This is a genomic window from Acinetobacter lactucae (assembly GCF_013344765.1).
Classification (GTDB): Bacteria; Pseudomonadota; Gammaproteobacteria; order Pseudomonadales; family Moraxellaceae; genus Acinetobacter; species Acinetobacter lactucae_A.
In genome coordinates, this window is the sequence record NZ_JABVBF010000011.1 from 1 (window position 1) to 20082 (window position 20082).

The 20082-nt window shown below is 39.4% G+C and carries 22 protein-coding genes; 15 read left to right on the top strand and 7 right to left on the bottom strand.

All coding sequences use genetic code 11. From position 1 onward, the window contains the following. Positions 1 to 98: 98 nt before the first annotated feature. The 5 genes from HUN22_RS02475 to gmk form a co-directional block, all read right to left on the bottom strand. Entirely contained in the window at positions 99 to 482 is a 384-nt protein-coding gene (locus HUN22_RS02475) for a RidA family protein (RefSeq protein ID WP_002116996.1), read from the bottom strand. Between the two features lie 146 nt (positions 483 to 628). Further along, a complete protein-coding gene (locus HUN22_RS02480; protein ID WP_057105808.1) occupies positions 629 to 2734 on the bottom strand; it encodes a RelA/SpoT family protein in 2106 nt (701 codons plus the stop codon). Positions 2735 to 2749: 15 nt separating this feature from the next. After that, complete coding sequence (locus tag HUN22_RS02485) at positions 2750 to 2905, bottom strand: hypothetical protein (RefSeq protein ID WP_174726376.1); 156 nt, start codon at positions 2903 to 2905, stop codon at positions 2750 to 2752. A 38-nt stretch (positions 2906 to 2943) separates the two neighbouring features. Beyond that, the gene (gene rpoZ / locus HUN22_RS02490) at positions 2944 to 3222 is read right to left on the bottom strand and encodes a DNA-directed RNA polymerase subunit omega (RefSeq protein WP_002116990.1); all 279 of its coding nucleotides are present in this window, start codon (positions 3220 to 3222) and stop codon (positions 2944 to 2946) included. A 72-nt stretch (positions 3223 to 3294) separates the two neighbouring features. Further along, positions 3295 to 3924 carry a guanylate kinase gene (gene gmk / locus HUN22_RS02495; RefSeq protein WP_174726377.1) on the bottom strand — a complete coding sequence of 210 codons (630 nt, stop codon included), beginning with the start codon at positions 3922 to 3924 and terminating at the stop codon, positions 3295 to 3297. A gap of 122 nt (positions 3925 to 4046) precedes the next feature. On the opposite strand from gmk, the gene ispH reads away from it, so the two are divergent. The 12 genes from ispH to rplS all read left to right on the top strand — a co-directional run bounded on the left by ispH (position 4047) and on the right by rplS (position 15426). Next, positions 4047 to 4997: a 4-hydroxy-3-methylbut-2-enyl diphosphate reductase gene (ispH, locus tag HUN22_RS02500; protein ID WP_016143645.1), complete on the top strand. Its 951-nt coding sequence runs from the start codon at positions 4047 to 4049 to the stop codon at positions 4995 to 4997. A 171-nt stretch (positions 4998 to 5168) separates the two neighbouring features. Next, positions 5169 to 5642 (top strand): pilus assembly FimT family protein, encoded by a 474-nt coding sequence (locus tag HUN22_RS02505; RefSeq protein WP_174726378.1) that lies wholly within the window; start codon positions 5169 to 5171, stop codon positions 5640 to 5642. Next, the gene (gene pilV / locus HUN22_RS02510; RefSeq protein ID WP_174726379.1) at positions 5636 to 6196 is read left to right on the top strand and encodes a type IV pilus modification protein PilV; all 561 of its coding nucleotides are present in this window, start codon (positions 5636 to 5638) and stop codon (positions 6194 to 6196) included. The genes HUN22_RS02505 and pilV overlap by 7 nt, the downstream gene beginning before the upstream one ends. Continuing rightward, positions 6196 to 7197, top strand: a complete 1002-nt coding sequence (locus HUN22_RS02515; protein ID WP_174726380.1) for a PilW family protein — start codon at positions 6196 to 6198, stop codon at positions 7195 to 7197. Before pilV ends, HUN22_RS02515 begins: the two co-directional genes overlap by 1 nt. Further along, entirely contained in the window at positions 7194 to 8003 is an 810-nt protein-coding gene (locus HUN22_RS02520; protein ID WP_174726381.1) for a PilX N-terminal domain-containing pilus assembly protein, read from the top strand. The genes HUN22_RS02515 and HUN22_RS02520 overlap by 4 nt, the downstream gene beginning before the upstream one ends. 92 nt (positions 8004 to 8095) lie before the next feature. After that, complete coding sequence (locus HUN22_RS02525; RefSeq protein ID WP_438839285.1) at positions 8096 to 12160, top strand: pilus assembly protein; 4065 nt, start codon at positions 8096 to 8098, stop codon at positions 12158 to 12160. Positions 12161 to 12170: 10 nt separating this feature from the next. Next, entirely contained in the window at positions 12171 to 12653 is a 483-nt protein-coding gene (locus HUN22_RS02530; protein WP_174726383.1) for a type IV pilin protein, read from the top strand. Continuing rightward, positions 12650 to 13075 (top strand): type IV pilin protein, encoded by a 426-nt coding sequence (locus HUN22_RS02535; protein ID WP_174726384.1) that lies wholly within the window; start codon positions 12650 to 12652, stop codon positions 13073 to 13075. The genes HUN22_RS02530 and HUN22_RS02535 overlap by 4 nt, the downstream gene beginning before the upstream one ends. A gap of 146 nt (positions 13076 to 13221) precedes the next feature. Further along, positions 13222 to 13473, top strand: a complete 252-nt coding sequence (gene rpsP, locus HUN22_RS02540; protein WP_000260334.1) for a 30S ribosomal protein S16 — start codon at positions 13222 to 13224, stop codon at positions 13471 to 13473. Positions 13474 to 13492: 19 nt separating this feature from the next. Next, on the top strand, positions 13493 to 14041 hold the full coding sequence (rimM, locus tag HUN22_RS02545; protein ID WP_002116736.1) for a ribosome maturation factor RimM: 549 nt from the start codon (positions 13493 to 13495) through the stop codon (positions 14039 to 14041). Positions 14042 to 14083: 42 nt separating this feature from the next. Further along, a complete protein-coding gene (trmD, locus tag HUN22_RS02550; RefSeq protein ID WP_174726385.1) occupies positions 14084 to 14839 on the top strand; it encodes a tRNA (guanosine(37)-N1)-methyltransferase TrmD in 756 nt (251 codons plus the stop codon). Positions 14840 to 15057: 218 nt separating this feature from the next. Then, positions 15058 to 15426 (top strand): 50S ribosomal protein L19, encoded by a 369-nt coding sequence (gene rplS / locus HUN22_RS02555; protein WP_002116654.1) that lies wholly within the window; start codon positions 15058 to 15060, stop codon positions 15424 to 15426. A gap of 51 nt (positions 15427 to 15477) precedes the next feature. Here rplS and HUN22_RS02560 read toward each other — a convergent pair whose 3' ends face one another. Next, on the bottom strand, positions 15478 to 16419 hold the full coding sequence (locus HUN22_RS02560; protein ID WP_174726405.1) for a lipase family alpha/beta hydrolase: 942 nt from the start codon (positions 16417 to 16419) through the stop codon (positions 15478 to 15480). 115 nt (positions 16420 to 16534) lie between these two features. Further along, positions 16535 to 17566 (bottom strand): lipase secretion chaperone, encoded by a 1032-nt coding sequence (locus tag HUN22_RS02565; RefSeq protein WP_174726386.1) that lies wholly within the window; start codon positions 17564 to 17566, stop codon positions 16535 to 16537. Positions 17567 to 17719: 153 nt separating this feature from the next. On the opposite strand from HUN22_RS02565, the gene truB reads away from it, so the two are divergent. The 3 genes from truB (at position 17720) to HUN22_RS02580 (ending at position 20077) form a co-directional block, all read left to right on the top strand. Next, positions 17720 to 18625: a tRNA pseudouridine(55) synthase TruB gene (truB, locus tag HUN22_RS02570; protein ID WP_174726387.1), complete on the top strand. Its 906-nt coding sequence runs from the start codon at positions 17720 to 17722 to the stop codon at positions 18623 to 18625. Positions 18626 to 18644: 19 nt separating this feature from the next. Further along, on the top strand, positions 18645 to 19421 hold the full coding sequence (locus tag HUN22_RS02575) for a sulfite exporter TauE/SafE family protein (protein ID WP_174726388.1): 777 nt from the start codon (positions 18645 to 18647) through the stop codon (positions 19419 to 19421). A 212-nt stretch (positions 19422 to 19633) separates the two neighbouring features. Then, the gene (locus HUN22_RS02580) at positions 19634 to 20077 is read left to right on the top strand and encodes a hemerythrin domain-containing protein (protein WP_003653765.1); all 444 of its coding nucleotides are present in this window, start codon (positions 19634 to 19636) and stop codon (positions 20075 to 20077) included. The last annotated feature ends 5 nt before the right edge of the window (positions 20078 to 20082 follow it).

Sequence of the window (20082 nt, forward strand, 5' to 3'; positions counted from 1 at the left end):
CTAAGCGGAAATCTAAGAAGAAATTAGATTTTTACACCAAGGTGGTTCATATTTTTAAAACCAAATATTTAGAGCTAGATATTTTGATTTTTTATATCTTATTGATTAATAATTACAATTCCATCCATTTCAACTAATGCACCTTTTGGTAAGCTTGCTACACCAAGAGCTGCACGTGCAGGGTAGGGTTGAGCAAAATATTCACCCATGATTTGGTTTACAAGTTGGAAATTTGATAGGTCAGTTAAAAAAATATTGAGTTTAGCAATATCTGCAAGTGAACCACCAGCAGCTTCACAAACTGCTTTTAAATTATCAAATACACGGCGAATTTGAGCTTCAATACCTTCTACAAGTTCCATACTGTATGGGTCTAAACCAATTTGCCCTGAAAGATATAGCGTATTATCTACTAAAATAGCTTGAGAGTAGGTGCCGATAGCAGCAGGGGCATTTTCAGTATGAATGACTTGGCGGGACATTTGGTTCTCCTTGATTAAATCTATTTCCATCATAATCGATGATAGCTTTGGACAAAAGTATCATCGATTTAATTGATTAAGTGAGTTTGGAAAGTTTGATTTTGTTAAGGAAACAAAAATTTATAGCCAATAGTCTCTATAAAGACTTAGCTTACTTTTGAAATTTCCATTTGTGGAGCAGGGGCATCTAAACGTTCAATACGTGGGAAACCATAGTGCATGCGTAAATCACGAATGACTTTTGCAATGTGCTTACGGTTATTCACTACAATATTCACAAAAGTTCTTTGCTCATTTGAGTGAACCATCTCTACCCCAGCATTATTTTTACGACATTGATAGATCAGGTCTGATACTTGTTCATCATTCATCGCCATGTAAATAGCAAGGTAGGCTGTAAAACGGACATCATCTACATCATCTGCTTTCCATTGAAGCGGCATGATATTTTCAGGGTGTAGATGTTGTTCATGTAGTAAGTTATGACAGCGGATGCGATGCACAATTAATCCACGACGTGTTAAGTGTCCTTGAATTGGATCGCCTAAAATTGGATTGCAGCAGTGTGCATATTTAACGTCGACTCCTTCAGTGCTTTGAATAAGTCGATCTGAGTTTTCTACTTGTGGGTGTTTATCATGCGCAAACAGGTGATTTGCTACAAGTTGAGGTAATAAATCACCAACCGCAATTTGTTCAAACAATGTATTCTTATTATCGATATGACGCCATTGCAATAGATCTAGCCAGTCGGCTTCAGAAAGATCATTGATTGAACGATTAAAGAGTTTCAGTGCACGAGAAAGGGCTTGTGCTCCAACTAGACGTTGTTCTTCGATATCTTGATCTTTAAGCACATGCTGTAAAGCACGACGAGCTTTCTGCGTATTAATAAAACTTAGCCAGTCTGGGTTTGGTGTTGCTAAAACATCTGTAATAATCTCGATAACCTGACCGCTAACTAATGGTGTAGAGAGTGGTTTAATCTCACCATCAACTTTTGCACCAACAGCATGGTTACCTAAAAATAAACTTGCTGAATAAGCAAAATCTACTACGGTAGCGCCTTGTGGTAGTTCATGCAGTTGACCATGCGGCGTATATACCCAGATTTTTTCTTGGTGTAGGTAATCAAGTAAATCATTGAAAGTTGTTTTAGCACATTCGCCATCAATCAATGTATTTAAGTTTTGCATTGAAGCCTGAATGGCAGAGCGACAAGTTTGCGGCGCATTTTCGCCTAACACGACCCCAAAACGAGCAGCTTTACGCATCAACTCGGTTTGAATAGTAAGAGATAGCGTCGTTTTTTCGCCTTTAAGTTTAATCAGTAAAGACTGGTTACCGCCGGGTAATGGGCGACGAATATGGTCCTGATACTGGATAACCTGAAAGTTTTCTCTTAATGCTTCTACCAAGCGGTCACAGTCGGCAATAGACTGTAAAACAATTTCAAAAGCATGACTATGGGTAAGCTCTTGGAGATCCATCTCGTTTTTAACGAAATGGCGTAATAATTCGATATTGTTATTTTTCTTTTTAATACGGCCTTGAATATGATAATTATGCAGAAGTTCAGCGAGGTTTTGTTCCCAAATACTTTGATATTTACATCGTTCTGGTTTTGTTTGAAGCAGCGCATTTTGAACGTTATCAAACATATCTAGATCAAGGTTTTGATAACATAAGTTTTCAAGATTATCGCCCATTTCATTCATGCCGACTAATCTTGCCATCGGTACAAATATATCAAAAGTTTCTTGAGCAATGCGGGCACGTTTATCTGGACGTAGAGCACCTAGGGTTGTCATATTATGATAGCGATCTGCTAATTTAATAATGATGACACGTGGATCTTGTAAGGTCGCCTGCAAGATTTTTCGGAATGAAGCTGCTTTATTATATTCTTTATCGCTTGATTGGCTAAGTTTGGTTACGCCATCTACTAATTCTGCAACTGTTAGACCAAACTTCTCAATAATATCTTCTTTTGTATATTGAGTATCTTCAATAACATCATGTAAAAGTGCTGCCATTAAGGTTTCAGCATCTAAACGCATGTTTGCAAGAATGCAGCTTACAGCAATCGGATGCAGAATATAGGGTTCGCCACTTTTACGTGTAATGCCAGTATGTGCTAGATCGGCAAAATCGCAGGCAGCAAGCACTTTTTCGACTTCGCTTACCGATAAGTAAGGGTCGATAATTAATTTGAGCTGTTGCTTGGCTTGGCTGACCTCTTCGCCTGGCATAAATCACCCTTTTTCCTATTGCTGAAAAACTAAATCTATCTGCTTCTTAATGAAAAGCATATTGCGGAACTTGTCAATTTTTTCATTTGAAAAAGTGTATTTTTTTTTCAATAAAAATAATTGCTTTCCCCAATACGTTTGAATATGGCCGAAAGCCAAATAAAAAACCATCGCAGAAAAACGATGGTTTTTTTATGAAACAGAATGAATTAGAAAGAAAAACCTTCTAAATTCAAGCTGTTTGTAGAAAGGGCAAGATCAAGACTAGACGTTTGGTAATCTTGCTCACGTTGTTTAAGAATTTCTTTCGTAACGTGCCCTGCCGCGATTTCGCGCAAAGAAACTACAGTCGGTTTGTCGTTATCCCATTCTACAGTTGGCTCCATGCCTTGACGTGCCAATTGACGAGCACGTTTACTTGCAACGAGCACAAGCTCAAAACGGTTGTCTACATGATCTAAACAATCTTCAACGGTGACGCGTGCCATAAAAGTTCTCGTTTTGGAATGGTGAATTTAAACAGACTAAATAGTATAAAAGGCTTTCGATCTAGACTCAAGTTATTCCTGTTTTGGTTGAGGAGTAATCAAGTCATGGATTAATATTTGATGACGTTTTGCTTGCTGAGATAGCACTAAACGGTTCGCTGTAATCACAGCTTCAAGCTCATGTAGGGCTTTATTAAAATCATCATTGATAATGATGTAATCAAAGTTCGTGTAGTGCTGCATATCTTCTACTGCACAGCTTAAACGATGCTCAATGACTTCAACTGAGTCCGTGCCACGGTTAGATAAACGCTGACGTAAATCAAATTGAGTTGGTGGTAAAATGAAAATTTGCTTCGATTCAGGGAAAAGTTTGCGTACTTGTTCTGCACCTTGCCAATCAATTTCAAGTAAGACATCGTGTCCTTGAGCTAGCTGTTGTTTTACCGTAGCTTGAGAAGTGCCATAGTAGTTACCAAATACTTCAGCGTATTCGATAAATCCATCATGGTTGACTTGGTCTAGAAATTCATCTTTTGTAGTGAAGTGATAGTGAACACCATCTAACTCACCGGGACGTTGACCTCGGGTAGTATGCGAGACTGAAACATGTAAATTGCTTACACGGTCAAGCAGGGCTTTCACCAAAGATGTTTTGCCTGTTCCTGATGCAGCAGAAACGACAAACAATAGACCCGACATGATATTTTTCCTGATATGATAAAATATCTTCGCTATTGTAGTGTACCGTGCGTTTAAACTGAATAGTTTTAATTGCAAATATTCAAGAGAAATTCCCCTGTTTTATTAATTTTGAGGCTGTTATGGAAATTGTGTTAGCTAATCCGCGTGGTTTTTGTGCCGGTGTTGATCGAGCCATAGCAATCGTCAATCGGGCTTTGGAATGTTTTAATCCTCCTATTTATGTACGTCATGAAGTTGTACACAATAAATTTGTGGTTGACGACCTACGTCAAAGAGGGGCCGTTTTTGTTGATGAGTTAGATCAGGTTCCAGATGATTCAATTGTAATTTTTAGTGCGCACGGTGTTTCAAAAGCAGTTCAACAAGAAGCTGAACGCCGAGGTTTAAAAGTTTTCGATGCGACTTGTCCTTTAGTGACAAAAGTTCATATTGAAGTCACTAAATATGCGCGTGAAGGTACTGAAGCTATTTTAATTGGTCATGAAGGGCACCCGGAAGTTGAAGGCACAATGGGGCAATATGACAAATTAAAAGGCGGTGATATTTATCTGGTTGAAGATGAAGAAGATGTTGCTGCACTTACCGTCCGACATCCTGAAAAACTTGCATTTGTGACTCAAACAACACTATCTATTGATGATACAGCTAAAGTGATTGATGCTTTGCGTGCAAAATTTCCGCATATTCAAGGCCCTCGTAAAGATGACATTTGCTACGCAACTCAAAACAGACAAGATGCTGTGCGTGATTTAGCTGAGAAGTGTGATGTGGTATTGGTTGTTGGGTCACCTAACTCATCAAATTCAAATCGATTGCGTGAACTTGCAGAGCGTATGGGCAAAGCTGCTTACCTTGTAGATAATGCTGATCAGTTGGAGCAGTCATGGTTTAATGAGACTTGCAAGATTGGTGTTACCGCTGGTGCCTCTGCGCCAGAAATCTTGATTAAACAAGTCATTCAACGTTTACAAGATTGGGGTGCTCAAGCACCGAAAGAATTAGAGGGGCGTGAAGAAAATATCACTTTTAGCCTTCCTAAAGAATTACGTATTCATGTGACTCAAGCGTAAAGTGTGATGTATTTAACATACTGATTTTGAAATAGTTAAGCAGATAATTGTTGATATGACAGTTATCTGTTTTTTTATACCCTTTATCTGCTTTGTATTTGTTTTGTAAACATAAGAAGTAAAATTTAAATAATAAATAAAAAATTTTAAAGTTTATTTGGGGTAATAGGGATGAGGGGAATTATTCCGCAAGACGGATTCACCTTGGTTGAGCTTATGGTGACGATTGCGGTCATGGCTATTATCGCGATGATGGCCGCGCCATCTATGTCGAATTTATTAGAAAGCAAACGACTAGATGAAAATCAACGAGACCTAATCAATATTTTGTCGGAAGCAAAGACCCAAGCCATACTTGGTCGACAGGAAGTTTCTATCAATCTGAATTCAACAGCCTCAAATACACCAACCTCTTTCAATTGGAAGGCTGCTTCCTATAACACTCTTGAGCTCAAAAATATCGCTGCTAATGGTACGCAAAGTTCATTAACAGCGAGGACTTTAACTTTTAATGCAAATGGAGTGGTAACTAATATTACCCAAGATACACTTTTATCTATTTGTAATTCAAAAATAAATAAAAAGAAAATTCTTATTTTAACGAAGCTTGGCACATTGATTTTTAAAGCTGAGGAGACATGTTAATGCGGGGCTCTAAACGGAAAGCTCAAGTTGGGGTGGGTTTATTAGAAGTGTTGGTTGCCTTAATTTTACTTGCGATAGGGGTTTTAGGATATGTTGCCTTGCAAGTTCGGGCTATGGATGCATCTTCAGAGGCATTAAGCAAATCTCAAGCCATGATGATTATGAGGGGATTAGCAGAAAACATTCGCGTAAATAGTTCTCAAGCTAGTCAATATCCTGTATTTGTCCGTAGTTATAGTAATTATTCATCTACTACCGCAGCTCCGACTTCCTGTTTCAATTCAGCTTGTACACCTTCTCAACTTGCTCAATTTGATGCATATCAAGCAGCAAGAAATGCTGATCAACTTGGCATGAAAATAACAATGACAAATTGCCCAGGGGTTACAAGCACGATGGCCCAGCAGAGGCAATGTCTTTTTGTTTTTTGGGGGAAAACCTCTCCAGTAATTACAACAAATGAAGGAGTCACTAGTGCGGATGTGTCGAGCTGTATGAGTACAGATGGTGTTTATGCCAATAATTCAAATTGTTTAATGATGGAGGCATATTAATGGCTCACTCATTTCTATTGCGGAAGCAGCAAGGCTTTACATTAATTGAGCTTATGGTTGCATTGGCTTTAGGCCTAATTTTGGTAGCTGCGGCAACTCAATTATTTATTGGTGGACTTCTATCAAGTCGTCTACAAAAAGCAAATGCTGAAATACAAGATAGCGGTATTTTTGGCTTGGAATATATTGCCCGTGATATACGGCTTCTAAATTATGGAAATGTAACCAACCCAATATTAACTGATACCACACCTTGGGGTGGTGTTGTATTAACTGGTTCAACAGCAACCAATAATAACAGTGTCAATTTTGTCCCTAATGTTGGAACAAATACTTATATTGCTGACACATTATTAAGTCGTGGTGCAGGCGATACGGTAAGTACTGTGAGTAATCACTGGAAAGGCTTATCAAATATACAGAATAGTTCAAATGCTGCTGTGCAAAGTGATCAATTGACTATTCAATTTATTGCTCCTACGAATATGACCAATTGTGAAGGTGTGAATGTACTTGCGGGAGATTTAATTGTAGAGCGTTATTTTTTACGTCTGGATAGTAATGGTAGTTCCCAGCAAGATTATGCACTTGCATGTGATGCAAATACTCCCTCGGCTGTAGCCACAGCTCAACCGACCACTATTGCTGGGTTGGGCGACGCTGGTCAAATTGTATTGCCGCGTATTGACCATTTCCATGTGCTGTTTGGTGCAAAAAATGTGGCTGGCAATTTTGCTTATTATACCATTCCCCAATATCGCGCTGCTGCACAGGCTGCCCGAGATGCCACACCATCTGTGATGCCGCCACGAATTCTTTCAATACAAATATCTGTATTAGCGCGCTCTACTAATAATGCCCAAAACAAAGCAATAGATCCTGCGCAATCTTTTTTTATGTTAGATCAAACCGTCCATGCTTCTGATAATACAACTCGATTCTTACGCCGCACTTATAACTTAACAATTGCTCTACGCAATGCGATGGGGGAAAGTCTATGACCCATTTAATTCATAAAAGTAGGTCTAAAGAAAAAGGGGCAACCCTTATTGTTGTACTGATTATTTTATTGATTGTTATTTCTGTAGGGGTTTTAGCAATAAGAGTGGCTATTGTTTCTTTAAAAGTTGCTACCAATAGCCAAGTTAGCCAATTAAATTTTCAGTCATCTGACACTCCTTTAGAACTCATTGTGCAGATGAATCCTACCACCCTAACTAATATTACTAATGTGATTGGTGCCGCGCTTAAAGAGCACGAAAGTAACCCAGGTGCAGAATACAATTTTTGTTATAAGCCTGTTTCTACATCAACAAATTTTGCTCAGACCAGAGGCGCAAGTTTACTTCGAGCAGGAAGTGCCAATAATGCGGTTGTCGAAGATGGCGGAGTGGCGGGTTTCTGCGATTTAACAAGTGATTATGGAAGTAATCGTCAAGCAGTGGTTACCCAAGTTGCTGTAAGTGTTCCAACAGATGCTGCTAACGATATTCCAGGTTTAAATTTACCACGAGGAACAAACACCTCGGAAGGTACGCAACTACCTAAAAGCATGTTGTCTACGCAACGTATTCGAGTGATTACAACTGCTTTTTTGCCAGCCTATGCTTCTACTTCTATTGAGACTTTACAAAGCGATTGCTTAAGCACAAGTTCGGCAAAAATTAGCGACAATTTTGATACCGCATTAACGGCTAAACAAACATTGGCGGAGTGTTTGGCAAATCATAACGTGCCTTTTAGTACTCAAGTTCAAGAATTTAACTATACCAATAAACTCACTCAAATTACGGCACCAGGTTCATAACGGGGAATATCGTGAAACTAAAATTGAAGAATTTTAAGCCAAATAATTTATGGTATGCCATCTGTTCGAGTTCGGTTGCTTTTACATGGCTAATGACAAGCTCCGTGGTGCAGGCGAGTGATTTACAAATTTATGCTTCACCTACAGCGGGTAAAAAAACCATTGTGATGATGTTGGATACCTCCGGTTCAATGGGGGTAAATAGTAGTAGTAATTCAATTAATGCAGATTATGGAGTGTGTTCAGATCGTACAACTGTGCAAACTGATAGTGGAGGGAGCGGGTCGTATACATATTCCAGAACGTACTGCTCGGTGGCTTATTCGACTTCAACTTCGTCGAATTATCAAAGATTAAAGGACAAGTGTTACAATCCTAATAAAAATGCTGATGGTAGTTATAGCGCTCGAACAGATTCCTTGAAATGCTATGATCGAATATCAAGGCTAAAGGATGGTATGTTTGCTTTTTTGGATAGTAATAACCCCAACCTAACAAATGTTCGAGTGGGATTGGGACATTATTCCGTCAATGGGTCAGGAAATGCAGGAAAGATTTTAGTACCTGCCGCTACTCTTGGCGCTACTAATTCAACACAAAGGAATGCTATACGTACAGCAGTAATGGGGCTGACTGCAAGTGGAGGAACACCTACAGCAGCTGCATATGCTGAAGCAGCTGCGTACTTAATGGGAACAACGACTAACGCACCTGTACAAATTGCAGTTGATGTTTATAGAAAGGAAGAAACAAGAACTATAAGTAGTTATCAATGTCCTAACAGTTATCCTTATTTGAGAACCAATGTAGCACCGCCGCTTTGCTATGAAAGATATGAATCTTGGAGATCTCAACCATATCGAGGGAATAGTACCGAAGCTATACCAGTATATGGTCCTATTATAACTACCTACTATAGATGTGATAGCCTGAATGCTACAGATTTTAGTAATGAAATACAGACTTGTCGTTCGAATGGTTGGGTTTCTTTAGGGGGAGCGGCTCCATCTAACCTTGCTCAAGATGGTTATTATACTAACGGAAACAATACTATTTATTACAAGCAGGAAATGCAACTAGGGGCTAACTCCTATAGTGGTTTTAGCAGTTCTATTTCCGACTCTAAAAAAGCAGATTTACTTAGTTACGCCTCACCACTGCCAGCGGCGGCTGATCGAGTAAGTTGTGATGGTCAAGGAGTTTACATTCTGTCTGATGGAGAGCCGACCAATAAGACTGATTCGACCCTTAATTCTGTTATGAATGCTAGTCTGAGTAGTACGAGTTTTGATTGCGCTGCATCAGGTGCACTAAGTAGTACTAACGATTGGCATTGTATGAGTAACTATGCGAAAAGACTTTTCAATGGTGGTGTAATCCAAAGCATAGCTGCTAATGCGATGAATCCTGTCAATGTACCCATACAAACTGCTTTTGTCGGTTTTGGTAGTGACTTTACAAGTTTAGGGTCTAGTGATGTTGTTAATGCATGTAAATTGACATCTCGAACTCAAACAGATCGCGCAGGTGATGATGCTTGTTCGCCAAATCAAGGAACAAACGCAATTGCTAGTCCTGGTTATGGCAATGGAGGATTTTTTGCAACGCAAACACCACAAGGTGTTACTGATAGTGTTATTGCATTTATTAATAACTTGGGGGCTGCACCTTTAGCACCTTTAACAACAGGCGTTATCTCTGTTCCTTATGATGCTTTAAATCCTAAAAACTTACAGGAATATGGTTACTTACGTGCTTTTGAGCCAAATCCAGCAAATACTTATTTAACTTGGCGTGGCAATTTAAAAAAATATCATGTTGTTTTATCGGGAACAAATGCTGGTGCTTTTGAGGCCAATACTGGTGGATTAGTCTACAATGCAAGTGGGGCTTTTAGGACTGGAACAAAAGACTATTGGAATAGCTCTATTTATAATGATGGGGGTAAAGTCTTTTTAGGTGGTTCATATGCAAAAGTTCCTTTACCAATTGCGGGACAATCAGAAGTGGTGGATGGCCTAGGAAATATCACAAAATATTATTACGCAGTACAAAGTAAAATCCGCAACTTATTTACTGATGTTTCCGTCGTTGCAGCGGATGGTAGCTTAACAAAGCTATCGACTTCTGGAACTAATTTGCTAAGAATCCCAGCTGCTCCACCAGAAGGAACTAATCCTTTTGATAGTGTGGCTAATACAGCAAGTTATGTTTTAGGAAAATTTGATGCATCAACTGGGCAAGATATTTTAAAAGATTTCCCGGTTAGCTTGAAATTAAAAATATTAAATTATCTAGGTTACTCAACAGATATTAATGCAACAACATTACCTTCATCTTTGGTTACATCGAATGAACCATATTTATCGATGGGCGGTAGTATTCATTCTTTACCGGTACAGCTCACCTATAATGGAACATTAGATGAAAATGGCAATTTAACATCTGCGCGTGAACAATCCATTCTCTATGGAACGATGGAAGGCGGTCTGCATATTGTGGATGCCTCAACTGGTGTAGAACAAATGGCTTTCGTTCCCGCTGATATATTAAATGATCCAGTTGCATCAAAAGCTTTAGTTGTTGGTCAAAGTGATGCTACAGCTCCTGCTCACGGTATGGATGGAGCTTGGGTATCTGACCCTGCATATAGTATTAGCACCACAGGAAGCGGTAGCTCAGCTGTATCAAAAGTGACTGCAAAGCAAATGAATATTTATGGTGGCATGCGAATGGGGGGCAGCAGTTATTATGGCTTAAATGTCTTAAATCCTGCTTCACCTAAGCTTCTCTTTAGAGTAGGAGCAGATCAAACTAATTATAGTCGTATGGGGCAGAGTTGGTCTAAACCTGTACTTGCAAATATACGTTATAACGGGGTTATTAAACGGGTTATGATTGTTGGTGGTGGCTACGACCAATGTTATGAAAACCCGAATATTACTTTGAGCAACTCTTGCTTTACTAATGGAAAAGCAAAAGGAAACGCTGTCTATATTATTGATGCCAAAACTGGGGAACGCTTATGGTGGACTAGTGATACAGGCTCTAATATAGATAACTCTAATATGAAGCACAGTATTGTTAGTCGCATTAGTACCTTGGATCGAGATGCTGATGGTTTGGTAGATCATTTATATTTCGGTGATTTAGGCGGGCAAATTTTCCGTATTGATCTTAATAATAACCAGACAAAAACGAATTCAACTTATAGCAGTTTCGGTATTCGAGTTGTGCGATTAGCCAATTTGGCAACGAATGACTCAACTTATGATGCCTCGAACGACTATACCGCTGGGAATGCGCCGCGTTTTTATGAACCGCCAACAGTGACAATTCACGATTATGGAATCCGCACTTTTATTACTGTAGGTATTGCTTCAGGTGACCGTAGTACACCTTTAGATGTTTATCCGCTTACAGGCCGTGAGGGGATGTCTCCTAGCACGGCATTAAGTGGAAGACCTGTAAATAATGTGTATGGAATTATCGACAAAGACTTTATTAAAAAGAATTTAATGTCTTTGACTGATAGTCAACTTGAAACAAAAGATATTACTCGATCGACGCTTCGAAAAAATCCACAAATTTTACGATCTGCAGAAACTCGAGTAGCACAGATTTTCTTTCCCAACACTGGGACAGGACAAGGTGGTTGGTATCGCTCGCTTTCTAGTATGAGCGATGGTACTGAGAAAGCTAATAATAGTTTCCGTATTAAAGGAGGTCTTAAAGCTTTTGAAGAACCTATGGCAATTACCGGGACTTTAATTGTGCCTGTTTATGATCCGCAGGGAACAGGTATTGTGGCGGCAGACCCATGTTTGCCACGTGTAGTCGGTGAAACTGACCAGCAGACTTACTGTTTACCATTTGGCGCCTGTCTTAATTCTGATGGGTCAATCGATCAAAATAAAGAGAATGGAAGTGGATTCAGAACACGAACTGGTACTAATTGCCCAGTAGGAGTTTCTGAATGTAATGAAAACGTTATTGGCTCAGGTATTCGTGGCGTAGCATTTGTTCCTAAAATAGATCAACCTCCAGTTCCTAATAGTTGTGGCAAATTACAATTGGCTGGAAACGAGAATGGAACGGGTGAGTGGCAGTGTACAAGTCACTTAGTTCCTGTACGCTGGTATGAGCGTTATCGCTAAGGGATGACTGATGAATAAATACTATATTCTGCGGTTCAATCACGGTGTTACCTTGATTGAACTCATGGTTGTCATCGTGATTGTCGCTATTTTTGCTTCGATTGCTATCCCTTCATATCAAAGTTATAGCCGCAGAGCGACGGCCTCTGCTGCTAAAGGTGAAATTCTAAAATTGGCAGAACAGTTGGAACGGCATAAATCCAAGAACTTTACCTATAGAGGATTTACCACCACATCTGTAACTTTGCCGCGGGGTGGTTATACGATTGAAATTAGTGACGATACGACGAGAGGAAATTTATTGACGAATGCTGCTGCAAATGGGCAGACATGGGTCATTAAAGCGACTACTACAGATTCAAGAAACTTTAATTTTATTGCTAAGAATTCAGGTTTGCGTTGCCAAAGTTTAACAGCTACGGCTGTTGATAATGACTGTGGCGGAACAGCCACTTGCAGTGCATGTGAAACAAATAGTGAGAACTGGCAATGAAGAATGGTTTTACCTTAATAGAGCTTATGATTGTAGTAGCAATAATTGCGATTTTAGCAGCTATAGCTACGCCTTCGTATTTAGAATATTTACGAAAAGGGCATCGTACAGCTGTTCAATCTGAAATGATGAATATTGCCCAAACATTAGAATCAGAAAAAGTAGTTCACAATCGTTATCCATCGAATGCGACGATTACATCGATTTATGGTTCTAGTGTCAGCCCTCAACAAGGCCAAGCCTTATATAACTTAGCTTTCGCCAGCATAACTGATTCAAGCTGGGTGTTAACTGCTACACCTATTGCTACAAGTTCTCAAGCTGGTGATGGGATCATTTGTCTTAACGATCAAGGACAAAAATTTTGGGCAAAAGGTGCAACTGATTGTGCTTTAACTGGCACATCAAATTGGCTACAGTAATTTTAAATTCAAAACTGCGGATAACTCAAAAATAATCTTTCTTTCGGGACGAAAATCACGTAGAATGTCGCCCTCTATGAAAGGGGTTTGAAGTGTTGCCGATGGTCGGCGCAGGGATAATCCGTAAGAATTATAAGGCTTTTATCATGGTTGTTATTCGTTTAGCACGTGGCGGCGCAAAAAAACGTCCATTCTATCAAATCGTTGTGACTGACAGCCGCAATGCACGTGATGGTCGTTTCATCGAGCGTATCGGTTTCTTTAACCCGACTGCACAAGGTCAAGCAGAAAAACTTCGTTTAGATGCAGACCGTTTTGCTCACTGGGTTTCTCAAGGTGCTCAACCTTCTGAACGTGTTGCTTCTTTAGCTGCTCAAGCTAAAAAAGCTACTGCATAATTTTTGTAGTAGGTAGCCCATGACATCAACACAGAATGTTCCCGAAGATCGTATTCAGATTGGACAGTTACGTTCAGCTTATGGATTGAATGGGTGGCTCTGGGTGTATTCAAATACGGAACCTATGAGCAACATGTTTGACTACCTGCCTTGGTACATTGAGACCAAGGCAGGTTGGCAAACAATAGATGTAAAACGTTGGAAACCCCATGGCAAAGGCCTAGTTGTTGCGTTGAAAGGTGTGAGTGATCGCACTGGGGCGGAAAGCTTGGTTGGCGCTAATATCTGGATTGCTAAGTCTCAACTGCCAAAAGCAGATGTAGATGAATACTACTGGTCAGATTTAAAGGGCTTAACCGTGTTAGGTCTTGATGAAGAAGAACAGGAAGTAAACTTAGGAAAAATTCATGAGTTGTTTGAAACTGGAGCCAATGATGTGATGGTGGTACATGCTACCCCAGATAGCATTGATTCAGAAGAGCGCATGATTCCTTGGCATAAAGATGTAGTACAACGTGTTGATCTTGAAGCTGGTCGTATTTACGTTAATTGGGGCGTAGATTATTAATCCTTTTAGGGTTAATACAGCAGGAAAATAGAGGAGTCTGTAATGTTTTTTGCAGTCATTACGCTTTTTCCTGAAATGTTTGAGGCGATTACAGCCTACGGCATCAGCGGACGTGCGGCAAAACGAGATATTGTACAAGTCACTTGTATTAATCCTCGTGATTTTGCTGAGGGAAACTATAAAAGAGTGGATGAACGTCCATTTGGTGGTGGCCCCGGTATGGTGATGATGGCCGAGCCTTTGGCGAAAGCAATTGCACATGCTAAACAGCTTGCCTCACAAGCAGGACATTCTCATGTTCCTGTGGTGTATATGTCCCCACAAGGCAAAACCTTAAATGAACAGGCAGTACAGCAGTTTGTTGATTATGACGGCTTAATTGTACTGTGTGGACGTTATGAGGGGGTAGATGAACGTTTGATCCAGCATTATGTTGATCAGGAATGGTCAATTGGTGATTATGTTTTATCTGGCGGTGAACTGCCCGCTATGGTGTTACTTGACAGTATTATTCGCCGTTTGCCGAATGTAATGTCAGATGAACAATCAGCAGTACAAGATTCTTTTGTTGACGGTCTTTTAGATTGTCCACAATATACAAAGCCTGACCATTTTGAAGGGCTAGATGTGCCAGAGGTATTAAAATCTGGACATCATGGCAATATTGAAAAATGGCGTTTTTTGCAGCGATATCAACGAACTCTAGAGCGCCGACCGGAGTTGGTCGAAAAAGTAGAGTTAACTAAGCAGCAAAAAAAATGGCTAAAAGATACGCAAGAGAATGGCGGTAATTCTTAATCGTTATTCTCAAGAACGAAAGTTCTGCAACCAGACGAGAAGCAGTGCTTCGAGTTAAAGCATAATTCTATTTAATGAATAGTTTTATGTATATTTAAAGGCTCTTTATAGACATATGTCGTAAAGGGAAAGATAAACGGGTTGATATGCGCTTTAGCCTCTATCCCCAGCGGAACCTCAGACCTCTTCTGACTCCGCACATATTGGAGATTCCCACAATGAGTGGTAAACATCCTTTAGTTCAAGCTGTTGAAAATGCACAGTTAAAATCTGATATCCCTGCTTTTGCTCCTGGTGACACTGTCATCGTTCAAGTAAAAGTAAAAGAGGGTGATCGTGAACGTCTTCAAGCATTTGAAGGTGTTGTAATCGCTAAGAAAAACCGTGGTTTGAACTCTGCGTTCACAGTACGTAAAATTTCTAGCGGTGTTGGTGTTGAGCGTGTATTCCAAACTCATTCACCAGTTGTTGCTAAAATCGAAGTGAAACGTCGTGGTGACGTTCGTCGTGCTAAACTTTACTACCTTCGTGACTTGTCTGGTAAAGCTGCACGTATTCGTGAAAAATTACCAGCTCGTAAAGCGTAAGCTTATAGCGAGTAAAAAAATGCGCCTTTTGGCGCATTTTTTGTTTAAAGACTATAGTCCTTGAAGTTTCAAACGATTTGCATGTTGACGGTAAACCGAGACAGGATCGGAAGCAAAAATAGAACGTATCCCAAGTATTTGATTCACTTCATCTAAATGATTCCAGTTGTAATCATCACGAATTGTTTTACCAAATTTGGCACTGCATCGGGAAACAAGTCCATCATTATCACCGAATGGATTGATCACTAAGCTACTGCCGGTAAGCGCAATATCAAATGGGTCTAATGGATTGGTCAGCGCTTTATTGCCTGAGAAAGAATACATATAAATACCTTTTTCTTGATATGTCCCTTCACCACAAGAAGTTGTTGGTACACCCATAGGAAATTGAGCATTAAATTGAGCTGAACCTTGAGTTGATAAGCTATGAGCGCCTGCCAAAGAGTCGTGTGGATAGCTTGTTGGATCTAAGCCTCCAGCCCAAGTAATTGCTGCTGAGAACCAGTTTACTAACGTTGCTATGCCTGAAAGAGGAGTACCCTCAACATTCAGAATGACATCTGCCATTGGTGAACCCTTATGAGGTGCACCAATCGTGGTGAGTGAGGCAATTTTTTCTGGCATGATACCGGCTACATAGCGAATTGTTGGTCCCCCATGGCTATGACCGATTAAGTTAACTTTAGGTTTGCCAGTAATCGCAATGATCTCTTCTACTTGCTGGGCAAGTTGTTCTCCACGTACTTCTGTCGAGTTAAATGGTGATACTCTTGTGGCCCAGACATTTCCTCCATTACGAGCAAGGTCCGGAAGGATCTGGTACCAGTAATCGAGACCAAGGGTATCTGTTCCAACTCGGTTAAAACCTGCCATACCATGGTTAAAAACCATTGGATATTTGGTTTGTGCGTAAGATGAATAAACGAACGAGTTTTTAACTTGTTCAGCATTTGTGGCATGAGCCGCTGAAATACTCAGTCCTGAGAGCATCGCAGCGCAAAAAAACATTAACTTCCTTTTCATTTTTTACTCACTATTTTTATTTTGTATGAAAAGCAGCTTCTTACTGCTAGTGAATTTTTAGCCAGTCCCTAAAAGGAAAGGCTTAATAATTAAATGGTAGTTCACCTCCCTGATCATGGACCGTTTCAAAAGTTCGAAGTCTTAATTGTTCTTGTGATGAGTTAAATTGTTGTTGGCGTAACTGCTGAATCGCTTGGTTTTTGGCACTATCGCTCATGTTACTTTTAATAATTTCATCTCGACCATCGAGGTAACTTGTGACCCTTTGCTGCCAAGCACTACGTTGTGTATCTAATCTTTCTAGTCTTTGAGTTGCCTCAGCTCCAACGAGTGCCGTACGCATTTGTCTAAGTTCTTCTGCTGAACCATTGCGTGCTTTAATTTTTTTGGTCAGTGTATGTAAATCATCAAGTTTAGAGAGCTCTTGTAGATTTTGTTGCCAGTCTTCTGGTAGTTGTTCAAAGCGTTCTTTGAGTTTTTGAGCCTTTTCAATTTCGCTTAAAGAAGAGTCCTCAAGTATTTGCATACGATCTAGCGTATAGTTCTGATAAATATCTTCAGTTGAGAAAAGCCCTTCAATTTCAGAAGTTGAAAAGAAACGTTTTCTTAGATCTTGAATTGAATTAAAAATCTTTTGAAAATAATTTTTATCTTGTTGTTTTGACGAAGGTGTTTGGATTTGAGCAAGTTGTTCACGATATTTTAAGTAACGGGCCCATAAATCCATAATCTGTGAACGAGCTGGCTCTAAATATTGTCCTTGAATAAATTTCCCAAAGTGATTTTTGATTTGTTCTAAATCATTTTCTCCATATTGGGTAATAAAATATTCAAAGCAGTCACGTGTTTGACTATTAACGACCAAATGTTGGGAACTATCAATTTTTAACTGACAGTTAACTTGGGTATCTTGCTGACTTTTACTATGGTAAGCATCTGCATTTAGCGATGAATGATTTATAGGTGGAATAGATGCTAAGCTTTTAGCTTCGTTCTGATTTAGTTGAGTCGATGTATTTTTTGATTCTGGGCTTAGCCAATATACACATGCAATGAGGCCCAAGATAAAAAATCCGAGCACGCACCACAATACCTTCTTCTGCATCCCTTGCATAAAGATATCTTCCTTAAGTTTTAATTTGTTGTTTTTTTACTCGATCATTAATGTGCCATAAAATAAGTGAAAAGGCACCTAAATATTGTGAAAATATCTTGCCGAATTTGCTAACATGTCGGCACTTTTTTCTAGCTTTGTGTTCCAGTAAAAATGACGACAAAAAATCAAAAAATTTCTCGTCGCCATATCAGTGGTGTATTTCTATTAAATAAACCATTAGGCTTAAGTTCAAATGCGGCTTTGCAAAAAGTGCGTTGGTTATATCGCGCCCAAAAAGCAGGCCATACTGGAGCGTTAGACCCCTTGGCGACAGGTTTGCTCCCGATTTGTTTGGGAGAAGCTACCAAGTTCTCACATTATTTGCTGGACTCAACAAAGCGCTATCAAACCACTGTTCGATTGGGACAGACTACTACAACAGGTGATGTGGAAGGGGATATTTTACAAGAGCGTCCTATTCCTGTGCTTAGCCAAGAGCTTATTGAACAGACCTTAGAGAAATTTAGAGGTGATATTCAACAAGTTCCGCCCATGTATTCGGCTTTGAAAAAAGAAGGCAGACCTTTATATGAACTTGCACGAAAAGGTATTGAGATTGAGCGTGAAGCGCGCCCAGTCACAATTTATGCTTTAGAGCTCATTGAATTTACCGAAAATAGTATCACTTTGGATGTCACTTGTTCTAAAGGAACATACATCCGTGTACTCGGTGAAGATATTGGTGAAGCACTTGGTTGTGGCGGGCATTTAACGATGCTGAACCGGACTCAAACAGGACATTTTGAGCTTATACCGAGTTATACCATTGAATATCTGGAAAGCTTAACCGAAGAGCAAAGAGAAGCTTTACTACTTGCTGTTTATGCTCCGATTGACCATTTCCTAAAAATTCAGGTGCCTGAAGGGCGTGAAAAATATTTTTGCAACGGTTTAGAAAGCAATATTGAGCATTCTGCAGAAGCAGAAGTTTTGGTGTTTTCGGGTGAGCGCTGTCTTGGCTTAGCTGAGATTACCGAAAAAAAACGGTTGGTACCTAAGCGTATCTTAAATTTGTAGTAGATGTAGAGTATAGAGCATGGGTATGGAATGGGATGTTATCCTGAGTTTGATCTTTTTTGCTTTTACTGCGGGAGCGATTGATGCAGCTGTAGGCGGCGGTGGACTCATCCAGATTCCCGGGATCATGAGTACTTTTCCAACCATGCAGACTGCAACGGTGATTGGTACAAATAAATTATCTTCAATTTTTGGGACCGCATCAGCCGCTTATACTTTTGCAAAAAGGGTGAAGCTGCAATGGAAACTCTTGGCAGTCATTGCTATTTGTGCATTGATTAGCTCATTTGCTGGCGCTGCTTGTTTATCCCTTATTCCTCAATCGGTATTGCGTCCTTTTGTGTTCGTAATGTTGATTGTAATAGCTATCTATACCCTAGTTAAAAAGAACTTCGGTCAAGTTCATACTGAGCAAAAAATTACTAACAAAATGTTAGTATTGGCTGGTATTGGTAGTTTAGCGATTGGTTTTTACGACGGTATTTTCGGGCCGGGCACGGGTAGTTTCTTTATTTTCTTCTTTATCCGTTTTTTACAAGTCGACTTTTTACATGCTTCAGCCTTGTCAAAAATTGGTAATTTTATGACCAACTTGGCTGCATTGAGTTTTTTCATTCCAACTGGTCACGCTATTTTGCATATTGGTTTGATGATGGCGGTTGCGAATGTGTTGGGTTCAATTGTGGGTGTGAGAACTGCATTAAAATATGGTAGTGGCTTTGTTCGGATTATCTTCTTAATTTTAGTCAGTGTTTTAATTTGTCGTTTGGGCTATCAACTGTTTGTAACAGGTTAAATATTTCGAAAAGTATGAACTGATCTGAAGGTGAAGTTCATACTTTTTATATGAGCATTTAACATTATAAATATAAAAATAATTACAGAAGTTTACTAGAAAGAGAACTGTGTAAAAAATAGTCTCATTTTAAGCTACGTAAAACACATACATTTCAACGTATGATAAACCTTGAAATAAAAAAGATTTTTTAGCTAAAAATGAGGAAGAGAATGAATATTTTCGAAGCATTAAGAGAAAGCCATGAAAATCAACGTAACCTTTCTGAACAACTTGTTCAGACACATGGTTTAACTGAAGAAAGAAAAGAATTATTTGATGCATTAAAAAATGAATTATATGCTCACTCAGTTGCCGAAGACCGTTATCTCTATATTCCTTTAATGTTTGATGATGTGGGGCTAGATATTACAAGACATGCTTTGTCTGAACATCATGAAATGGATGAGTTGGTCGAACAACTTGAAAAAACCGATATGAGTAGCCCGAGCTGGTTAGCAACTGCCAAACAGTTGAGTGAAAAAGTCCATCATCATTTAAAAGAAGAAGAACATAAATTTTTCCAGCAAGCCGGAAAAATTCTTAAAGACAGCGAAAAAGAAACGCTGGGTAATAAATATTTAAAGGAATATAAAAAGTATAAAAAGCAGCAGTAGATTAA

Bases quoted from the DNA above. Each gene is read 5' to 3' on its own strand.
- HUN22_RS02535 (WP_174726384.1), top strand. From the start codon at position 12,650: ATGAAGAATGGTTTTACCTTAATAGAGCTTATGATTGTAGTAGCAATA.
- HUN22_RS02580 (WP_003653765.1), top strand. From the start codon at position 19,634: ATGAATATTTTCGAAGCATTAAGAGAAAGCCATGAAAATCAACGTAAC.
- HUN22_RS02575 (WP_174726388.1), top strand. From the start codon at position 18,645: ATGGGTATGGAATGGGATGTTATCCTGAGTTTGATCTTTTTTGCTTTT.
- rpsP (WP_000260334.1), top strand. From the start codon at position 13,222: ATGGTTGTTATTCGTTTAGCACGTGGCGGCGCAAAAAAACGTCCATTC.
- HUN22_RS02505 (WP_174726378.1), top strand. From the start codon at position 5,169: ATGAGGGGAATTATTCCGCAAGACGGATTCACCTTGGTTGAGCTTATG.
- HUN22_RS02485 (WP_174726376.1), bottom strand. From the start codon at position 2,905: ATGGTTTTTTATTTGGCTTTCGGCCATATTCAAACGTATTGGGGAAAG.
- HUN22_RS02525 (WP_438839285.1), top strand. From the start codon at position 8,096: ATGACAAGCTCCGTGGTGCAGGCGAGTGATTTACAAATTTATGCTTCA.
- HUN22_RS02520 (WP_174726381.1), top strand. From the start codon at position 7,194: ATGACCCATTTAATTCATAAAAGTAGGTCTAAAGAAAAAGGGGCAACC.
- gmk (WP_174726377.1), bottom strand. From the start codon at position 3,924: ATGTCGGGTCTATTGTTTGTCGTTTCTGCTGCATCAGGAACAGGCAAA.
- rpoZ (WP_002116990.1), bottom strand. From the start codon at position 3,222: ATGGCACGCGTCACCGTTGAAGATTGTTTAGATCATGTAGACAACCGT.
- rimM (WP_002116736.1), top strand. From the start codon at position 13,493: ATGACATCAACACAGAATGTTCCCGAAGATCGTATTCAGATTGGACAG.
- ispH (WP_016143645.1), top strand. From the start codon at position 4,047: ATGGAAATTGTGTTAGCTAATCCGCGTGGTTTTTGTGCCGGTGTTGAT.
- HUN22_RS02480 (WP_057105808.1), bottom strand. From the start codon at position 2,734: ATGCCAGGCGAAGAGGTCAGCCAAGCCAAGCAACAGCTCAAATTAATT.
- rplS (WP_002116654.1), top strand. From the start codon at position 15,058: ATGAGTGGTAAACATCCTTTAGTTCAAGCTGTTGAAAATGCACAGTTA.
- truB (WP_174726387.1), top strand. From the start codon at position 17,720: ATGACGACAAAAAATCAAAAAATTTCTCGTCGCCATATCAGTGGTGTA.
- HUN22_RS02565 (WP_174726386.1), bottom strand. From the start codon at position 17,566: ATGCAAGGGATGCAGAAGAAGGTATTGTGGTGCGTGCTCGGATTTTTT.
- trmD (WP_174726385.1), top strand. From the start codon at position 14,084: ATGTTTTTTGCAGTCATTACGCTTTTTCCTGAAATGTTTGAGGCGATT.
- HUN22_RS02560 (WP_174726405.1), bottom strand. From the start codon at position 16,419: ATGCTCTCAGGACTGAGTATTTCAGCGGCTCATGCCACAAATGCTGAA.
- HUN22_RS02475 (WP_002116996.1), bottom strand. From the start codon at position 482: ATGTCCCGCCAAGTCATTCATACTGAAAATGCCCCTGCTGCTATCGGC.
- pilV (WP_174726379.1), top strand. From the start codon at position 5,636: ATGTTAATGCGGGGCTCTAAACGGAAAGCTCAAGTTGGGGTGGGTTTA.
- HUN22_RS02530 (WP_174726383.1), top strand. From the start codon at position 12,171: ATGAATAAATACTATATTCTGCGGTTCAATCACGGTGTTACCTTGATT.
- HUN22_RS02515 (WP_174726380.1), top strand. From the start codon at position 6,196: ATGGCTCACTCATTTCTATTGCGGAAGCAGCAAGGCTTTACATTAATT.